The organism is Niveispirillum irakense DSM 11586, from assembly GCF_000429645.1.
Lineage (GTDB): Bacteria > Pseudomonadota > Alphaproteobacteria > Azospirillales > Azospirillaceae > Niveispirillum > Niveispirillum irakense.
In genome coordinates this window covers 320,577-337,768 of the sequence record NZ_AUCG01000016.1, presented here as the reverse complement: position 1 = coordinate 337,768, position 17,192 = coordinate 320,577, and the positions used below count along the sequence as shown (strand labels likewise).

General features: G+C 64.3%; 17 protein-coding genes and 1 tRNA gene. 9 read left to right on the top strand and 9 right to left on the bottom strand.

What is annotated here, in order from left to right:
• The first annotated feature begins 110 nt into the window (after positions 1-110).
• Complete coding sequence (locus G473_RS0105035) at positions 111-476, top strand: antitoxin Xre/MbcA/ParS toxin-binding domain-containing protein (RefSeq protein ID WP_029012210.1); 366 nt, start codon at positions 111-113, stop codon at positions 474-476.
• Complete coding sequence (locus tag G473_RS0105030; protein WP_245579991.1) at positions 473-997, top strand: RES family NAD+ phosphorylase; 525 nt, start codon at positions 473-475, stop codon at positions 995-997. Before G473_RS0105035 ends, G473_RS0105030 begins: the two co-directional genes overlap by 4 nt.
• A gap of 126 nt (positions 998-1,123) precedes the next feature.
• Here G473_RS0105030 and polA read toward each other — a convergent pair whose 3' ends face one another.
• The 3 genes from polA to G473_RS0105015 all read right to left on the bottom strand — a co-directional run bounded on the left by polA (position 1,124) and on the right by G473_RS0105015 (position 5,082).
• Complete coding sequence (polA, locus tag G473_RS0105025) at positions 1,124-4,045, bottom strand: DNA polymerase I (protein WP_051329888.1); 2,922 nt, start codon at positions 4,043-4,045, stop codon at positions 1,124-1,126.
• 354 nt (positions 4,046-4,399) lie between these two features.
• A complete protein-coding gene (locus tag G473_RS25145) occupies positions 4,400-4,732 on the bottom strand; it encodes a hypothetical protein (protein ID WP_051329887.1) in 333 nt (110 codons plus the stop codon).
• Between the two features lie 5 nt (positions 4,733-4,737).
• Positions 4,738-5,082: a hypothetical protein gene (locus G473_RS0105015; protein ID WP_029012207.1), complete on the bottom strand. Its 345-nt coding sequence runs from the start codon at positions 5,080-5,082 to the stop codon at positions 4,738-4,740.
• A gap of 138 nt (positions 5,083-5,220) precedes the next feature.
• On the opposite strand from G473_RS0105015, the gene G473_RS0105010 reads away from it, so the two are divergent.
• A complete protein-coding gene (locus G473_RS0105010) occupies positions 5,221-5,697 on the top strand; it encodes an Lrp/AsnC family transcriptional regulator (RefSeq protein ID WP_029012206.1) in 477 nt (158 codons plus the stop codon).
• 13 nt (positions 5,698-5,710) lie between these two features.
• Here G473_RS0105010 and ptsP read toward each other — a convergent pair whose 3' ends face one another.
• From ptsP to G473_RS0104990, 4 genes are all read right to left on the bottom strand, one after another.
• Complete coding sequence (gene ptsP, locus G473_RS0105005; protein WP_051329886.1) at positions 5,711-8,005, bottom strand: phosphoenolpyruvate--protein phosphotransferase; 2,295 nt, start codon at positions 8,003-8,005, stop codon at positions 5,711-5,713.
• A gap of 160 nt (positions 8,006-8,165) precedes the next feature.
• Positions 8,166-9,176, bottom strand: coding sequence for an NAD(P)H-dependent flavin oxidoreductase (locus tag G473_RS0105000; RefSeq protein WP_029012204.1), 1,011 nt, complete (start codon positions 9,174-9,176; stop codon positions 8,166-8,168).
• A 92-nt stretch (positions 9,177-9,268) separates the two neighbouring features.
• On the bottom strand, positions 9,269-9,826 hold the full coding sequence (locus G473_RS0104995) for a hypothetical protein (RefSeq protein WP_029012203.1): 558 nt from the start codon (positions 9,824-9,826) through the stop codon (positions 9,269-9,271).
• Between the two features lie 80 nt (positions 9,827-9,906).
• Positions 9,907-11,142, bottom strand: coding sequence for an aspartate kinase (locus tag G473_RS0104990; protein ID WP_029012202.1), 1,236 nt, complete (start codon positions 11,140-11,142; stop codon positions 9,907-9,909).
• 177 nt (positions 11,143-11,319) lie between these two features.
• On the opposite strand from G473_RS0104990, the gene G473_RS0104985 reads away from it, so the two are divergent.
• The 3 genes from G473_RS0104985 to G473_RS0104975 all read left to right on the top strand — a co-directional run bounded on the left by G473_RS0104985 (position 11,320) and on the right by G473_RS0104975 (position 13,583).
• The gene (locus G473_RS0104985) at positions 11,320-11,574 is read left to right on the top strand and encodes a hypothetical protein (protein WP_154667265.1); all 255 of its coding nucleotides are present in this window, start codon (positions 11,320-11,322) and stop codon (positions 11,572-11,574) included.
• Positions 11,575-11,655: 81 nt separating this feature from the next.
• A complete protein-coding gene (ubiG, locus tag G473_RS0104980) occupies positions 11,656-12,408 on the top strand; it encodes a bifunctional 2-polyprenyl-6-hydroxyphenol methylase/3-demethylubiquinol 3-O-methyltransferase UbiG (RefSeq protein ID WP_029012200.1) in 753 nt (250 codons plus the stop codon).
• 134 nt (positions 12,409-12,542) lie between these two features.
• Positions 12,543-13,583 carry a hypothetical protein gene (locus tag G473_RS0104975; RefSeq protein WP_154667264.1) on the top strand — a complete coding sequence of 347 codons (1,041 nt, stop codon included), beginning with the start codon at positions 12,543-12,545 and terminating at the stop codon, positions 13,581-13,583.
• Here the strand turns inward: G473_RS0104975 and G473_RS0104970 are convergent.
• Positions 13,550-14,260 (bottom strand): HAD-IA family hydrolase, encoded by a 711-nt coding sequence (locus G473_RS0104970; protein ID WP_029012198.1) that lies wholly within the window; start codon positions 14,258-14,260, stop codon positions 13,550-13,552. The two genes, G473_RS0104975 and G473_RS0104970, sit on opposite strands and share 34 nt — an antisense overlap.
• 178 nt (positions 14,261-14,438) lie before the next feature.
• Positions 14,439-14,515 (bottom strand) — tRNA-Arg (locus tag G473_RS0104965).
• Positions 14,516-14,688: 173 nt separating this feature from the next.
• Here G473_RS0104965 and G473_RS0104960 point away from each other — a divergent pair.
• The 3 genes from G473_RS0104960 (at position 14,689) to G473_RS0104950 (ending at position 17,164) form a co-directional block, all read left to right on the top strand.
• Positions 14,689-15,024 (top strand): YbjQ family protein, encoded by a 336-nt coding sequence (locus G473_RS0104960; RefSeq protein WP_029012197.1) that lies wholly within the window; start codon positions 14,689-14,691, stop codon positions 15,022-15,024.
• Positions 15,021-15,731: a YbjQ family protein gene (locus G473_RS29005; protein ID WP_154667263.1), complete on the top strand. Its 711-nt coding sequence runs from the start codon at positions 15,021-15,023 to the stop codon at positions 15,729-15,731. Before G473_RS0104960 ends, G473_RS29005 begins: the two co-directional genes overlap by 4 nt.
• A gap of 206 nt (positions 15,732-15,937) precedes the next feature.
• On the top strand, positions 15,938-17,164 hold the full coding sequence (locus tag G473_RS0104950) for an MFS transporter (RefSeq protein ID WP_051329884.1): 1,227 nt from the start codon (positions 15,938-15,940) through the stop codon (positions 17,162-17,164).
• The last annotated feature ends 28 nt before the right edge of the window (positions 17,165-17,192 follow it).

Genomic DNA, 17,192 nt, shown 5'->3' with positions numbered 1-17,192 from the left:
CCCCGCCTTTCCCGCATATGGCTTTCGCTGGACAAGGCGTGGGCTTGTGCCAAAGCATGAGATGCCCCATCATATGTCCAGGAAGTGGGTCAAATTCAGGGGCATTGCCAATGGCTGTCGCATCTATCCTGGGTGACATGATCTTGCCGGATGGTGTGGTCGCCACGGATCGGTTGGCTGATCATCTGCATCTGACCAAGGCAGAACTGGCGCAGGCGGCGGGCCTGTCGCGTGATGCCGTCTCCAAGACCGCACGCCTGCACAGCCGCAACACGCAGGCCCGCCTGCGCGATCTGGTGGAGATCATCAACCGGGCGCAACCCTGGGCAGGGTCGGTGCAGCAGGCTTTCGCCTGGTATCGCTCGCAGCCGCTGCCCTCCTTCGGGGATCAGACCGCGGAAGATCTGGTGCGGGAGGGGCGGGCGGAAGCCGTGAAGCGCTATCTGTCCCGGCTGGCGCTGGGCGGCTTCGCGTGAAGCAGCATTGGGCAGGCGTGGTTTACCGCGCCCATCATCCGCGCTGGGCCTTCGCGCCGGATAGTGGGGAGGGCGCGGCGCGGTTCGGCGGGCGCTTCAACCCCTTGGGCACGCCCGCCCTTTATACGGCCCTGCGCCTGCAGGGGGCGTGGACGGAGGCGCAGCAGGGTTTTCCCTTCAAGGCCCAGCCCATGACACTGATGGCCTATCAGGTGGATTGTGCGGATATGGTCGATCTGACCGATGCCGCGATTCTAGCGGCCTTGGGGGTTACCGGGGCCGATCTGGCCTGCGCCTGGGAGGATGTGGCTGACCGGGGGCAGGAACCACCAAGCTGGGCACTGGCAAGGCGGCTGATTGGCGAAGGCTGTGCCGGCATTCTGGCACCCAGTTTCGCGGCGGGTGCGCAGCCGGGCGATGTGAACGCGATTTTCTGGCGCTGGTCGCCCGTTCCGCCGCATCAGGTGCAGGTGGTGGATGATGCGGGCCGGCTGCCGCGCGACGATGCGTCCTGGCGGTAGAGCGGATCGCACAAAAGCGGAATCGCTTTGGCGCGTGAATCCGCTCGCTGAACAAGGGTCGAGAGCCAGGTGGGTTTCCAGTGAAACGCGCCTGGCTTTCGGGATCGTCGCGCAGCCTTTCCGCCCTTAATGCGCCTCTGCCCATGAGGGGCCGTGACCGGCTTCCGCCACCAACGGAATGCCAATCTCCGCCGCCCCTTCCATCACCCGTTTCACCAGGGTGGATGTGGCCTCAATCTCCGCTTCCGGCACTTCGAACAGCAATTCGTCATGCACCTGAAGCAGCATGCGCGCCTTCAGCCCGGCGCCTTTCAGCGCGTGTGGCAGGCGGATCATGGCGCGCTTGATGATGTCGGCGGCGGTGCCCTGGATGGGGGCGTTGATGGCCTGACGCTCGGCATAGGAGCGCCGGGCGCCTTTCTCCTGAATGCCGGGAATCCAGCATTTGCGGCCCAGCATCGTGGTGACATAACCCTGGGCGTGCGCTTCCGCCTTGGTCTTGTCCATATAGGCCTGCAATTCGGGGAACCGCTCGAAATAGGCCTTGATGAAGCTGCCAGCCTCACCCGGTGTGATGCCCAACTGGCGTGACAGGCCGAAGCTGGAAATGCCGTAGATGATGCCGAAATTGATCGCCTTGGCGCGGCGGCGGATTTCCGACGTCATCTGGTCCAGCGGCACGCCGAACACCTGGCTCGCCGTCATGGCGTGAATGTCGATCCCATCGCGGAAGGCCCGCTGCAGGGCCGGGATGCCGGCCATTTCCGCCACAAGCCGCAACTCGATCTGGCTGTAATCCACCGACAGCATGACATGGCCGGGGGCGGCGACGAAGGCGCGGCGGATCTTGCGCCCCTCCTCCGTGCGGATCGGGATGTTCTGCAGGTTCGGCTCGGTGGAGGACAGCCGGCCGGTGGAGGTGGCGGCGAGCGCGAAGCTGGTATGGACACGGCCCGTCTTGGCGTCGATCTGCTCGGCCAGGGCGTCGGTATAGGTGGATTTCAGCTTGGCGAACTGGCGCCAGTCCAGCACCTTCTGGGCAATCGGCACGCCCTGGTCGGCCAGATCTTCCAGCACCGAGCTGTCAGTGGAATAGGCGCCGGTCTTGGCGCTTTTCTTGGCGCCGGACAGTTTCATCTCGTCGAACAGGATTTCGCCCAACTGCTTGGGGCTGCCGACATTGAAGCTGCGGCCGGCGAGCGCGTGGATTTCGGTCTCCAGTGCCGCCATCCATTTGGCGAAATCGCTGGAAAGCTCCCGCAACACCCCCCGGTCAATCAGCACGCCTTCGCGTTCCATCTGCGCCACGACGGGGATCAGGGGGCGTTCGATCGTCTCATAGACGGTCACCATATGGTCGGCCAGCACGTCATGTTTCAGCACATGCCACAGGCGCAGGGTGATATCGGCATCTTCCGCTGCGTAAGCCGTGGCCTTGTCCAGGGGCACCCGGTCGAAGGTGACGCGGGCCTTACCGGTGCCCGTCACCTCGTCATAGGAAATACAGGTGACGCCCAGATGGCGCTGGGCCAATTCATCCATGCCATGGCCATGTTTGCCGCCGCCAATGACATAGGAAAGCTGCATCGTATCGTCGATGGGGGCGACGGTGACGCCATGCTTGGCGAACATCTGAAGGTCGAACTTGATATTATGCCCGACCTTCAGCACGCCCGGCTGTTCCAGCAACGGACGCAAAATGTCCATGGCACGGTCGCACGCAATCTGTTTCGGCGGCGGCGGGGCGGTGCCGAAATCCAGGCCGCCCTGGTCACCCTTCGGTGTGGAAGGATCGATATGGGCAATGGGGATATAGCAGGCCCGGCCCGGTCTGGTGGCCAGCGAGATGCCCACCAGATTGCAGCGGGTGGGCGTCAGCCCGTCGGTTTCCGTATCCACGGCGACCACGCCAGCTTCCAGCCCTTCCGCCACCCAGGCGGCGAGGTCGCTCTCCTCCACCACCAGCACATGCTCCACCTTTTCCGGGCGGGGAATATGGGCATCGGCGCGCACTTCCGCCGGGGCGGATGGCGCATAGGTACGGCCATCCAAGGCTGCGCGCAGGTCGCGGCGATTCTGGTCTGATCCGCCGGCGGCGATGGCGCGGGCAACCACCCCATCGGCCAGGGTGCCATCGGCGGCGATCTCCGCCTTCACCTTGGCGATGATGGAGCGGAAGCCCTGGGTCGCCAGCCAGGTCAGCAGCTTTTCCGCATCCGGCTCGCGGACCTTCAGGTCCTCCACCGGGGTCGTTACCGGCACATTGCCGTCCAACTGCACCAGCCGCTTGGAGATGCGGGCCAGTTCGGCATTCTCCATCAGCTTCTGCCGGCGACCGGCCTGCTTGATCTCACTCGCCCGGTCCAGCAACTGTTCCAGGGAGCCATATTCGGTGATCAATTGTGCGGCGGTTTTCACGCCGATGCCGGGCACGCCCGGCACATTATCCACGCTGTCGCCGGCCAGCGCCTGCACATCCACCACCTTGTCGGGTGTGACGCCGAATTTCTCGAACACCTCATCCGGGCCGATCAGCCGGTTCTTCATCGGGTCCAGCAGGCGCACGCCATCGCACACCAACTGCATCAGATCCTTGTCCGATGACACGATGGTGACGGGCCGGCCCTGGGCGCGGGCCTGGCGGGCATATGTCGCGATCAGGTCGTCCGCCTCATACCCTTCCATCTCCAGGCAGGGCAGGCAGAAGGCATCCACCGCTTCCCGGATCAGGGCGAATTGCGGCTTCAGATCTTCAGGCGGGTCAGGGCGGTGGGCCTTATAGTCGGGATAGAATTCATTGCGGAAATTCAGCCGCTTGGCGTCGAAGATGATGGCCACGGCATCGGCCTTCAACTCCGCCAGCAGCTTCATCAGCATGTTGGTGAAGCCCATCACGGCATTGACGGGCGTGCCGTCCGGCCGGTTCAGCGGCGGCAGCGCGTGATAGGCCCGGAAGATGAAGCCAGACCCATCCACCAGATAAAGCGGACTGCCATCGGCGACCGGAAGGGCGGCGGCGGTGTCAGCGGCTGTGATGTCGGTGGGCATGGGGAGACCTGTCGTTCCGGGTGCGTTCACGCCCGGAACATGGCCCATGCCGCCGCCGCTGTCCAGCGATGGCCACCAGCAGGTGTCTGTGCTTAACCATTCTGCCTAAAGCTTGATCTTTAGGCAGAATGGAGGCTGGCGACCGCCAGCCCGCGCCCCCATGGGCGCGTAAGCCAAGCTGCCGGAGGCAGCGCCCGGCGTTGAGGGAACATGAAACCTCCCTTGATCGGTCAAGATCAAGGGGGGTTGGTATTAGAGTCCATCCGATGCTGATTGAAGCATCAGATGGACTCTAAGCTTTTGTTTTGTCGTGTGATTCACGGTTCAAATGATTCCATTTGAACCGATCACACTCTAGGCCGTCAGCGCCTCCGGCCCTACCACGGCGCGGTGGCGTTCGGAGGTCAGCACCTGCCGGACCAGGGGGATGGCCCGCAGGCAACGGGCGACATAGTCGGATTCGTCGCGCGTCAGGGTCGGCACCTGAAGGTCAACCTGCAACGAATCCTCGCCATCAAACAGACGGGACTGCACCGAGGACGGGATCAGCCCGCGCTTGGCGAACAGTTCCAGCACGCGGGGCAGGCTGGCCGGGTCCGGCTCCGCCACCACGGCGAAGCAGGCCGTGCGGTTGGGATCGGTGGGGCGGGCTTCCTGCGGCGGCGGGGTCAGGGTGGGGGCGGGCATCCGTCTCACTCCGCGGCCAGGAAGGGGGTCTGTTTGGAAGCGCCGCGCATTTCCGGCCCAACGGCAAGCTGGTCATTGTCGGTGCGGCTCAGGCAGCGGGACAGCACACTGACGGGATCGTCGCCGTCCACCTCATCGCCATCGGGCACCAGCATGGCGAAGACGCGGGTCTGGCGGGCGGCCCGCAAGGCGGCATCCACCGCCTCTTCCAGGGGCACGCCGGGCAGTCGCTGCCAGGGTACGGGCGTAATCACGCCCTTGGCCGCCCGGTGGACCGCAAGGGCGATCTTCGTCCCCGTCGCATCATCGCGATAGACGGTAAGACTGGCATGGCTGTCAAAGGCGGACATGGGCTGGCTCTCAAGTGGGATCAGGTTTCAAGCGGCCGGAGAATAGCGCCATATCGCGGGTATTTTTTTGCAAGTTGGCAGGTCAGGGCATAATCTGTGCATTCGTAATGCACAAAATGAGAGAAATGGGAGATTGTCATGCAGAAACCGCTGGATGGATTGGACTGGCGTATCCTGGCGCATCTTCAGCGCGACGGGTCCGCCACGGCGGCAGAGATCGCTGAACAGGTGGGGTTGAGCCAAAGCCCCTGCTGGCGCCGCATCCAGCGTTTGGAAGAAGATGGGATCATCAAGCGCCGGGTGGCGCTATTGGACCGTAAGGCCATCGGGCTGAATGTGCTGATCTTCAGCCATGTGAAGCTGGAAGCGCATAGCGGCGACCTGCTGGATGATTTCCGCGCCTCCATCCGCCGCATCCCGGAGGTGCAGGAATGTTTCGTGCTGATGGGGCAGGTGGATTTCCTGCTGCGCATCGTCACCCGCGATATCGAAGCCTATGAACAGCTTTTCTTCGAGAAACTGTCGAAGCTGCCGGGCGTGCGCGAAATCAACTCCATGATCTCCGTCTCCACCGTGAAGGAGACGACGGAACTGCCGCTGCCGGGGATGGGGTGAGTGGCTATGGCCCCTACCCCAGCCGCACCCCATGGTCGGCGGCCCAGGCGCGGAGGTGGGCGCGGACGGAGCGGTCGGGGCGGTTGTAGAGGCTTTCCATATAGGTCTCCAACTCCCGCACCTTCAGGGATCGGGCCATGCCCTTCACCTCAAAGAAGGCGGGCGCGGACATGGACAGCCGGCGCAGGCCCACCCCCAACAGCGCCATGGCATCCAGCGGCTTGCTGGCCATTTCCCCGCAGAGCGACAAGGCGACGCCCGCCGCATCGCATTTCTGCACCAGCATCCGCACAACCCGCAGCATGGCCGGTGACAGCAGGTCGTAGCGGTTATTCATCATCGGGTTACCGCGATCACTGGCGAACAGATATTGCAGCATGTCGTTGGACCCGATGGACATGAAGTCGATCAGGGGCAGCAGCGCATCCAACTGGAACAGCAGCGCCGGCACTTCCATCATCACGCCCACTTTCAGGCGGGTAGGGCCGGGCTGGCCGGCGGCGGCCAGACGCGCCACCTCCAGATCCAGGATGCGACGGGCCTGGATGAACTCGGCCACGGTGGCGATCATGGGGAACATGATGCGCATTTCCCGTCCCGCCGCCGCCATCAGCATGGCGCGCACCTGCTTGCGCAGCATGGACGGCCGGTCCAGGCCGATGCGGATGGCGCGCCAGCCGAGTGCCGGGTTCTCCTCCCCCAGTTCGGGGAAATAGGGCAGGGTCTTGTCACCGCCCACATCCAGGGTGCGGAAGACGACGGGCTTGCCCTTCGCCTCGTCCAGCACCCTGGCATAGGTCTCGTGTTGGGTTTCCACATCGGGGTAGGAGGGGCGGACCATGAAGGGTATTTCGGTCCGGTACAGGCCCACCCCGTCGGCCCCCGTCGTTTCCAGATGCGGCAGGTCGATCAGCAGCCCGCAATTCAGCAGAAGCTCCACCGCCTCCCCATCCGCCGTCTGGGCGGGCAGGTCGCGAAGCTGGGCATATTCGGCCTGGCGCTGGGCGCGCACGGCCAGGCTTTTGCTGAACGCATCCTGGATATCATCGGCGGGCCGCACGAAGACCTGACCATTATCGCCATCGACGATCAGGTAATCCAGCGGCTCCACCCGCCGCAGCACATCGGCGGCCTGCCCGACCACGGGGATATCCAGCGCGCGGGCGACGATGGAGACGTGGGAATAGGCCGAGCCTTCCTCCATCACCAGCCCGCGCAGGCGGCGGCGGTCATAATCCAGCAATTCGGCGGGGCCGAGATTGCGCGCCACCAGGATGAATTCATCCGGCAGGGTGGCCCCCAGCGTTTCCACCGGCTTGCCGGCCAGATGCTGCAACAGCCGGTTGGTGATGTCGTTCAGGTCCAGCAGCCGGTCGCGGATATAGGCATCCGCCACCTGGGCCATGCGGACATTATTGTCATTCTGCACCCGCTGCACGGCGGCTTCCGCCGTCAGGCCGGACCGGATCGCCTCCCGGATGCGGTTCAGCCAGCCCCGGTCGGCGGCGACCATGCGGTAGGTCTGCATGATCTCGGCATGTTCACTGTCCGATTCGCCAACCGCGATCAGCATCTGGTCGATGGCGGAGTGCATGCTCTCCACCGCCTCCTTCAGCCGCGCCAGTTCGGCCTCCGGATCGTCGGCCACCATCTGGCGGATGGTCAGTTGCGGCCGGTGCAGCACGGCCAGCCCCATCGCCACACCGCGATTCAGCGAAATCCCCTCCAGGCGCGACGGCAGCAGCACCAGATCATTGGCGATGGACAGTTCGCGGCTGTCCACCAGCTCGCCCGTCACCACCAGTTCGGCCACGATCATGGCGATGGTCTGCAGCGTCTCCACTTCCTGTTCGTGGTAATCGCGGCGGTCCTTATGCTGGATGGCCAGCACGCCGCGCACCCGGCCCCCGCGCAGGATGGGCACGGCCATGAAGCCATGGAACGGGTCTTCCCCCGTTTCCGGACGATAGGCGAAATTGGGGTGGCTCTGCGCGTTCGCCATGGCCACGGGCCGCGCATGGGCGGCGACATCGCCGATCAGGCCCTCGCCCACCCGCATGCGGGTTTTGTGAACGGCATCGGGGTTCAGACCGATGGTGGCGAACAGTTCCAGCACCTCGCCCGCCCGCATGACATAGCAGGAGCAGACATCGGCGGACATTTCATGGGCAATGGTTTTGACGATCTTGTCCAGTCGGTCCTGCGCGGAGCCGCTGCCGGCCATGATGTCGCGCAGGCGCGCCAGCAACCGGCGTGCGCCAGCACCGGGGTCATGGCCCTGGTCGCGGGCGCCCGACGAGATCGTCATCTTAACCATTCTTCCTAACCGACAGGCCACGGACGGGAAGGGGCTGTGACCGACAGACCCCTTTCCGATGGATAGCAGGTTTGCACCCGCCGCGTCAGGCAAATTGGCAGTGAATTTTTAGGGAATAGAGGGGGAAGGGCTGTACCCCGCCCCCTGCTTCTTACCCGCGCCGGGCCAGCGCGGTTTCGGCCTGTTCCACCAGTTCGGCCAGGATCTCGGCCACCGGCTGTTCCTTCGTCACCATGCCGACCGACTGGCCGGCCATCAGGGAGCCGTTTTCCACATCGCCGTCGATCACGGCGCGGCGCAGCGCGCCGGCCCAGTAATGCTCGATCTCAAGCTGGGCGGCCTTCTGGTCCAGTTCACCGGCATCAAACCGGGCGATCACCTCGCGCTGCTTTTCCATGAAGCGCTTGGTGCCTTCATTCTGCAAGGCACGCACGGGGATGACGGGGAAGCGGGCATCCAGCGCGACGGAGGCCAGAGCCTCACGCGCATGGCCGCGGATGAAGGCCTGCTTGAATTTCGGGTGGGCCCGGCATTCCGTGGCGCAGACGAAGCGGGTGCCCAACTGCACACCAGCGGCCCCCATCTCCAGGTAAGAGACGATGGCGTCACCCCGACCGATACCGCCGGCCACGAACACGGGCACATCCCGGATTTCCGGCAGGATTTCCTGCGCCAGGACGGAGGTGGAGACGGGGCCGATATGGCCGCCGGCTTCCGCCCCTTCGATCACGATGGCATCGGCACCGCTGCGGATCAGCTTCTTGGCAATCACCAGGGCCGGGGCAAAGCACATGACGCGCGCGCCACCATCGCGGGCCGCCTTGATGGCGGCGCCGGGCGGCAGGCCACCGGCCAGCACGATATGCCCGACCTTCTCTTCCAGGCAGACCTGGACCAACTGGTCCAGTTGCGGATGCAGGGTGATCAGGTTGACGCCGAAGGGCTTGGTGGTCAGGGCTTGCGTGGCCTGGATTTCCGCCCGCAGCAGGTCCGGCGACATGGAGCCCGAGGCGATGACGCCGAAACCACCGGCATTGGAGATGGCGGCAACCAGATTACGGTCCGACACCCAGGTCATGGCGCCGCCCATGATGGCGCGCTCCGTGCCCAGATAATCGCGCCCGCGCGCCCAGAGTTGTTCCAGCCGTTGGCGAGCGTTCATCAGCGGGGCCCCTATTCGCTGTAAGGATCGAAAGATCGGGGTTCACTAGCGCCGCGCCATCGGCAGGTCAAGGGATGGGAGGGGCGGAGCGGCTATTCCCCAACCGTTCGTTCGCCGAAAATGAAATATTGCCGACCATAAGCCCCAGGATTCATCCGTAGGAAACTGGCCTTCTCCACGGCTGCACAATCCATCGGCCTGAACCCTGCTGGTGGTGTTGCCGGCCAATCATGGCGTCTAGTCTCCCACAGGTCAAACTGCAGGCTGCGGTTTATCTCTATATCTTCAACAGTGAAAACCGGCTTGCCGTCCTTCATCTGCCTTCTATCGGGCCGGAGCAGTAGCAGCTTTATATGTCCCTCATCCTCCACCGGTTTCACGGCGGAAAGAGATGGTAACAGCAGATCAGCATAAGGGCCACGGGTCCACTCTGCTGACCTATAGGGGCCAAGTACGCAGAGATAGGAGAATTCATCGGGCTGCAGTGAACGGATGGGATAAATCTGCCCGGTAGCGTTAAACCAGGCAATCTCAGCCGCCAGACGGGTTGGCGCATGGGGGGAGTTTCTCTCCCATAATCGCCAGCCCGACCAAAAGGCCATCAGCACCATCAGGATCATGAAAACCCGACCCTTCGTGCTTTTGACCATGGGCCGGCTCCTAGTCTGAAATGCAGCAATAAAACCCTGGCAGGATGCTTTACACAACCGGCCAGGAGAACCGCGTCCGGTTACGCCTTGTCCAGCCCATAGGCCGTGTGCAGGGAGCGCAGGGCCAGCTCGGTATATTCCTCGGCGATCAGGACGGAGACCTTGATCTCGCTGGTGGAAATGACCTGGATATTGATGCCGCGATCCGCCAGCGCCTTGAACATGCGTTGCGCAACACCGGCATGGGAACGCATGCCAACCCCGATGACCGACACCTTCACGACATTGGCGTCGGAGATCAGGCGGCGGAAATTCAGCTCCGTCTTGGACTTTTCCAGCACCTGGACGGCGCGGTCCAGATCGGCCTTGCCGACGGTGAAGGTCATGTCGGTGGTGGTGCCGTCTTCCGACACGTTCTGCACGATCATGTCGACATTGATGGCGGCATCCGTCAGCGGGCCGAAGATACGGGCGGCAACGCCCGGCTGGTCGGCCACGCCCACCAGGGTAATCTTCGCCTCATCCCGGCTGTAGGCGATGCCGCTGACCAGTTCCTGTTCCACGATTTCGTCCTCGTCCACGACTAGGGTGCCCGGCAGGTCGCTGCCCGGCGCCTCTTCAAAGGTTGACAGCACCTGGACCCGCACCCGGTGCTTCATCGCCATTTCGACCGAGCGGGTCTGCAAAACCTTGGCGCCCAGCGACGCCATTTCCAGCATTTCCTCATACGTGACGCGGTGCAGCTTGCGCGCCGCCTTCACGATGCGCGGATCGGTCGTATAGACCCCGTCCACGTCGGTATAGATATCGCAGCGGTCGGCACCCAAGGCGGCGGCCAGCGCCACGGCAGAGGTATCCGACCCGCCACGGCCCAGCGTGGCGATGCGGCCCTTCTCTGTCACGCCCTGGAAACCGGCGACGACGCCGACCACACCCTGGGACATGTTTTCCGACAGAGGGGTGGTCTCGATCCGCTCAATCCGGGACTTGCCATGCGTCTCGTCCGCGATCAGCGGGATTTGCCAGCCCTGCCAGGACCGGGCCGGAATGCCGATTTCCTGCAAGGCAATCGCCAGCAGGCCGGAGGTGACCTGCTCGCCCGACGCGACAACGGCGTCATATTCGGCCTGGTCATGCACCCGGGATATCTGGCGGCAATAATCCACCAACTGGTTGGTCACGCCGGACATGGCGGAGACGACCACCGCCACCTCGTGGCCGGCATCGACCTCCTGTTTGACCTTCTTGGCGACATTCTTGATGCGTTCAATATCGCCAACCGAAGTGCCGCCGAATTTCAGGACAAGCCGCGCCATAACGCCATTTCCGCCAAGGATAAGGTAGACATGATGCGCTGGCGGCGGTACGGACGTTGCCAACCTTGCCCGCCAGAGCGGGCTATCCATACTCTGGCACAAAATTGCGCGCAAGCGGGTGCCATCCGCAACATTTTCAAGGCAGGCATGGCCTGTCCCATTGGATTGGAAACAGCTTTGACCCAGCCGACCCCGCGTTTCACCAGCCTGACCGAATGGGCAACGGGCCGGACCTTCACCGGCCTTGCCCGCGCCTTCATCATCCTGCTGGAGCTGGTGCTGTTCATGGTGCTGGCGGTGGGGGTGATGGTGGGCCTGCCGCTGCTGATCCCCGATATTGCCGAACGGCCGATGCTGCGCGGTGGCATCAATCTGGTGGTGATTTTCCTCTGGTCGCTGCTGTACGCCAAGGCACAGAAACGCCGCCTGTGATCACTGCCCCCTACGCCCTTGCGCCGGGCGCCCTACATTTATGATTGAAGCCACGGCCGGAACCTTCAGGAGCCTGTCACCATGAGCCAAGCCGCCACCGCCCGCACCACCATCGACCAGGGTGAGATCGAACGGTTCAGCCGCATTGCGGCGGAATGGTGGGACCCTGCCGGCAAGTTCAAGCCGCTGCACAAGTTCAACCCCGTGCGCCTGGGCTATATCCGCGATGCCATCTGCGCCGCCTTTGGCCGTGACCCGCAGGCGTTGAAGCCGCTGGAAGGGTTGCGCATCGTTGATGTCGGCTGTGGTGGCGGGCTGCTGGCGGAACCGCTGGCCCGGATGGGGGCCATTGTCACCGGCATCGATGCGGCGGAAAAGAATGTGAAGACGGCGGCCACCCATGCCGCTGAAACCGGTGTGACGGTGGATTACCGGGCGACGACGGCGGAGGATCTGGCGGCGGCGGGAGAGCGATTCGACGTGGTGCTGGCGATGGAGATTGTGGAGCATGTCGCCGATGTCGATCTGTTCCTTCAGGCGGTCACGGCCCTGGCCCGGCCCGGCGGGCTGGTCTTCATGGCCACGCTGAACCGCACGACCAAATCCTGGCTGCTGGGCATTGTCGCGGCGGAATATGTGCTGCGCTGGCTGCCGCGCGGCACCCATGACTGGAAAAAGTTCCTGCGCCCGTCGGAACTGGCCGGTGGCCTGCGCCGGACAGGCGTGGATGTGCGGGATATTTGCGGTGTCGGCTACAACCCGATCAGCGACAAATTCAGCTTGGCGCCCAAGGACCTGGACGTGAATTACATGCTGTGGGGCGTGCGGGGCTGAAACAGCCGGGCAGAATCTGCCCGGCTGCTGGAAACGTCGCTGGAGAGAGTTTCTTAAGATATTGATTTTATTCTGATGATCCCCTGGCCCACGGCTTGCTTGCCGTCAAGGCAGCAACCATTGCGGGGATCATCATGGACGGCGGCGCGCATCTCAGGCTGGAACAGGGCATTGATGGCGGTGAGGCGGATGGCAGCTTCGCCCAGCTTTACCGGCACGCCCATGGCAAGGCCGGCTTGTCGCGGTTGGGGGTCGCGGCCCTGCTGGACTGGCTGACCGGGCGCGGTGGCGCGGCGGACGGGATCGATGCACGCATTGAGGATGGCGCCCCCATCACCCCGGACAATCTGGATCGGGTGAAGGGCAATGTCTTCCTGGCTTTCCTGTTCCATGATCTGCGGGAAAAGCTGCGCGCCCATATGGCGGCGGAAAAGGCGGCCGGCACCGGCCCCTTCATGCCCCTGCCGCCGGGGCTGAGCCAGGCACAGCGGTTGAATTGGCTGCGCTCACAAAGCTGTATCAGCCTGAACCGGGTGCTGGATGTCTGGGCGGCTGATCTGGCGGGCAAGCCGATGCCGGCCTGCCCCTTCGCCCGGCTGGCCCGTTTCGCGCAGGGCTTTTTCAAAGGGTCGGCGCTTTATGCCCGCGCCGACCATGACATGGTGTCCATCTCCAAGACCGGCAGCAATACGGCGCTGCATATGTGCTTCAGCCTGGTGGAAGCCGGGCTGCATCTGCGCCTTGACCTGCCGGCGGCGGAATGGCGCGACGCCATGTGGCGCAGCCGTAAGGAGTTGAAGACCCTGGCTGCCGGCTCGCTGGGCATGATCGTCACCTTCCTCCACGCCTCCCATCTGGAGCCGGAGGGGGAGAGTGCCGTGAACCCGACGTCGGGGGAGGCCTGCGCCTTCCGGATTGAGGAGACGGAAGACGGGGTGCGGCTGCGGCTGGACAGCCGGCCCATCCAGCCTTTCAGCACGGGTCATGACCGGCTTTATACCGGTTGCCCGGCCTTCCACGTTGCCGGCATGATCGAGATGTATCTGGATTGGGTGCTGGATCTGGCGATCCATCACGGGGTCTTCCGCCCGGAACGGCCGGCGATGCCGGTCGCCGCCTTCCGCGCCCCGGCAGCGGTGCCTTATCCCGCCATGGCGATGGGCGGGGATGATTGAAGCGGGGCGGCGGTCCATTCCAGACGGATGCCGTCAGCCACCATAAGGGGCGATAGCATCTGATAGCTATCCAGCATCGGATAGGGTGTTACAACCGGATGCTGATGGGCGGCGGTCACCACCATTACATCCGCCCCGGCTGCCTCTGCGGCCTGGATGCCGGCGGGCGCATCCTCAAACACCAGGCAATCCTCCACCGCCAGGCCCAGGCGATCGGCCCCCAGCCGGAAGCAATCCGGCGCCGGCTTGCCGTTGCGCACATCCTCTGCCGCGACCAGCACTTCCGGCACAGGCAGCCCGGCGGCGGCAATGCGGCGCAGCGCCAGGGCGCGCGGTGCGGATGTCACGATGGCCCAGCGATCCGATGGCAGGGCGGCCAGGAAATCGAACGCCCCGGCGATGGGGGCGATACCGCCCACATCCTGCATCTCTTCCGCTGTCAGCAAGGCGGCCTCGGCCTCCGGATCAACGCCCGGCAGGCCCAGGCGGCGCACCGTCTCCACGGCGCGAACGCCATGGATGGTCGGCAGGAACTGCTCTACATCCAGCCCATGCCGCAGGGCCCAGCGCGTCCAGACCCGCTCTGTGGCGGCAATGGAACTCAGCACCGTACCGTCCATGTCGAACAGGAACCCGGCATAGGTGCGGGGCGCGGCCTCGGCAATCGAATCGGGCATGGCTATATTTTCCAGCATCGGCCGCGTCAGGGCGACCGATTTGATCCGTAACCCGAGTTTAATATTCCCGCAAGTGCGAAGAAAGCCGGGCAACCGGCACAAATTGTGGCCGGCCATTGGATGGAAGTTCAGCACATGTGAAGAATTGGCGCGTGCAGCCCCCTGCAAGCGGGAATTGTGGTGCGCCCGGCAGGACTCGAACCTGCTGCCTCCAGTTTAGGAAACCGGCGCTCTATCCTGATGAGCTACGGACGCAAAACCACGGCGCCCGGTATAGCGCCATTCGCCAGCCGGCGGAAGGCTGAAGTTACAGTTTTACCCTGTTGGCGCTGTCCCTTACTTGCCTGTCACACCCCTGTTACAGCCAGGGGCTTGCCGGACTTTCTCCTTGCCCCCCATCATGGGCCGCCAAGCAATGGGGGGGATTCATGCTGACATCGACCTTGGACGGGGTGCCGGGCTACCGGGTCGTCGAACATCTGGGGCTGGTCCAGGGCAGCACTGTGCGCACCAAGCATCTGGGGCGGGATATCATGGCCAGCGTCAAGGAATTGGTCGGTGGTGAGTTGCGGGGCTATACCGAACTGCTGAATGAAGCGCGGGAAGAAGCGGTGGCCCGCATGTGTGCTGCCGCGGAGGAACTGGGTGCTGATGCCATCCTGTCCATCCGTTTCGGCGCCGCCAATATTGGCGGCAAGGCGGCGGAAATCCTGGTTTACGGTACGGCTGTGCGCTTGTCGCCCGGGGCGACCCCCAGCCCATGAACAGTAGCGAGGTCCTGAACTGGGTCATGGCCGGCATGGTTGTCTGGCAGGAAATGGCCGGCGCGTTCTGGCTGCTGGGTGTGCTGTCGGTTCTGCTGTTCAATGGCGGGGTGCTGGTTTTCAGCGCCATGATGGAAAGGCGGCTGGAACAGAGGCTGGCCCATGTCACGGGCCCGGCGGCTGGTATTCTGCTGCTGGCAGGGCCGCTACCCCCTGGTGTCACCGGGACGCCGCATCTGCTGACCGCCAGCGTCGTGCTGAGCCCGCCTTTGCTGGGACGCCTGTCACAGCGTCTGCGCCGCCTTATCGGCGGGTACAGCGTCAATGGCGTGCGCCTGCTGGAACAGGCAAGGCGGGAGGCGCTGCTGCGCCTGCGCGAACAGGCGGCGGAGATGGGGGCGACGGTTCTGGCCGGTGTGGAGATGCACCATGTCGAGTTTGGGGTCAGCCGCGCAGCCCTGCTGGCAACGGGCACGGCCTTTGTCGCTGGCGATACCCCTCTCGTCTCCACGTCGCGGCGAATGACGGAGGCGGCGGGCACGCTGGGCCTGCGTCCCTGGCGATATCTGATCCTGGCGTTGGGCCTGGTGCTGATGCTGACGCTGGGGGCCACCCTTGCCGGCGACTGGATGGAGAGGCGGCTGATGGACGGATCGCTGCCGTGGGAGATGCCCGCGCCCCTGAAGGCGTGGCGCAAAGGGCATTAGGAGGTGGCTTCTGTTCACCCCCTCCATTGCGTGGGCATGCGCATCTTTATGTCATGCCCATTGCATTGAACCATTGAAGATGTCCGGACCTATCCCGTATCAACGGCGGGTGCCCCGCGGCGCCTTCAGGGTGCACGCGGGGGCTTGATGAAAAGACGGAGGCGGCCCTGTCCCTGACCGCGCAAGAAAAGCGCATCGCCTGGCTGATGACGGCGGTGCAGTTCGTGTCCGTCTTCTCCTTCATGGTCGTGGTGCCGCTGGGGCCGGATTTCGCACCCGATCTGGGGATTGATCCGGCGCGGGTCGGCTGGGTGCTGGCGGCCTATACGGGATCATCGGCCATTTCAGGCCTGCTGGCCGCCATGGTGCTGGACCGGTTTGACCGGCGGCCAGCCATCGGTGTGGCGATGGTCGGGCTGATGGTCTGCAATCTGGCGGCGGCCTTCGCGGTCGATCTCTGGACCCTGGTGGCGGCCCGCGCCATGGCGGGCGTGTTCGGTGGGCCGGCGGGGGCCCTGTCCGTGGCCATCGTCGCCGACAATGTCCCGCCGGAGCGGCGGGGCAAGGCGATTGGCATGGTCATGGGTGCCTTGTCCTTGTCCAGTGTGCTGGGCATACCGGCCGCCCTGGAAATCGCGCATCTGTTCGGCTGGCGGGCACCATTCTTCGTGGTGGCGGGCCTGGGGCTGGTCATCATTGCCATTGCCATGGTGCTGATGCCGCCGCAGCGCGCCCATATCACCCCGGAAGGGACTGGCCGGCTGGCCGATGCACCGCTGCGCCTGTTCCGCATCGCGCATGGGCCCCTGCCAAGGCTGGCCTTTATGCTGGCTTTCGTCTCCATCCTGCCGGGTTTCATGCTGATCACCAACATGGCGATCTTCGTGCAGTTCAACCTGGGTTTCCCGCGTGAACAGCTTGGCCTGCTTTATATGATCGGCGGGGTCGTTTCCTTCTTCGGGATGCGCGCCACGGGCGTGATGGTCGACCGCTATGGCGCCGCGCCCGTGACCCTGGTCACGGCCCTCTGCATCGGGTTGCTGACCTGGGTGCTTTATTATGACTGGTTCTGGCTGGGCTTGCCGATCCTGGCGCTGGTGCCGGGTTTCATGCTGTTCAATACCGCCCGCATGGTGGCGCAGAGCACGGTCGTGTCCAAGGTGCCGGCCCCGGCTGACCGGGCCGGTTTCATGGCTTTGGTCCAGTCGGTGACGCAGATTGCCGGGGGCATGGCGGCCCTGCTTTCCAGTCTGATCCTGGAAACGGCCTCCGATGGAAAGTTGATCCATATGGAGCTTGTTGCCCTGCTGACACTGGTGCCCACCCTGCTTGGCCCGCCCTTGATCTGGGCGCTGGAACGGCGCCTGCCGCCGGGCGCCCCCGGCAGCCACCGGGTGCGGGCCATGGCGACCAAGGGCGCGCCGCCGGGCTGACCCGGCCCCCGCGCCCATAGAGTGTTAT

Coding starts and splice junctions, on each gene's coding strand:
- G473_RS0105000 (WP_029012204.1), bottom strand. CDS start 9,176: ATGAACGCTCGCCAACGGCTGGAACAACTCTGGGCGCGCGGGCGCGAT.
- ptsP (WP_051329886.1), bottom strand. CDS start 8,005: ATGACGATCTCGTCGGGCGCCCGCGACCAGGGCCATGACCCCGGTGCT.
- polA (WP_051329888.1), bottom strand. CDS start 4,045: ATGCCCACCGACATCACAGCCGCTGACACCGCCGCCGCCCTTCCGGTC.
- G473_RS0105035 (WP_029012210.1), top strand. CDS start 111: ATGGCTGTCGCATCTATCCTGGGTGACATGATCTTGCCGGATGGTGTG.
- G473_RS0105015 (WP_029012207.1), bottom strand. CDS start 5,082: ATGTCCGCCTTTGACAGCCATGCCAGTCTTACCGTCTATCGCGATGAT.
- G473_RS29005 (WP_154667263.1), top strand. CDS start 15,021: ATGAACAGTAGCGAGGTCCTGAACTGGGTCATGGCCGGCATGGTTGTC.
- G473_RS25145 (WP_051329887.1), bottom strand. CDS start 4,732: ATGCCCGCCCCCACCCTGACCCCGCCGCCGCAGGAAGCCCGCCCCACC.
- G473_RS0104950 (WP_051329884.1), top strand. CDS start 15,938: ATGACGGCGGTGCAGTTCGTGTCCGTCTTCTCCTTCATGGTCGTGGTG.
- G473_RS0104995 (WP_029012203.1), bottom strand. CDS start 9,826: ATGGTCAAAAGCACGAAGGGTCGGGTTTTCATGATCCTGATGGTGCTG.
- G473_RS0104975 (WP_154667264.1), top strand. CDS start 12,543: ATGGACGGCGGCGCGCATCTCAGGCTGGAACAGGGCATTGATGGCGGT.
- G473_RS0104970 (WP_029012198.1), bottom strand. CDS start 14,260: ATGCCCGATTCGATTGCCGAGGCCGCGCCCCGCACCTATGCCGGGTTC.
- G473_RS0105010 (WP_029012206.1), top strand. CDS start 5,221: ATGCAGAAACCGCTGGATGGATTGGACTGGCGTATCCTGGCGCATCTT.
- G473_RS0104960 (WP_029012197.1), top strand. CDS start 14,689: ATGCTGACATCGACCTTGGACGGGGTGCCGGGCTACCGGGTCGTCGAA.
- ubiG (WP_029012200.1), top strand. CDS start 11,656: ATGAGCCAAGCCGCCACCGCCCGCACCACCATCGACCAGGGTGAGATC.
- G473_RS0104990 (WP_029012202.1), bottom strand. CDS start 11,142: ATGGCGCGGCTTGTCCTGAAATTCGGCGGCACTTCGGTTGGCGATATT.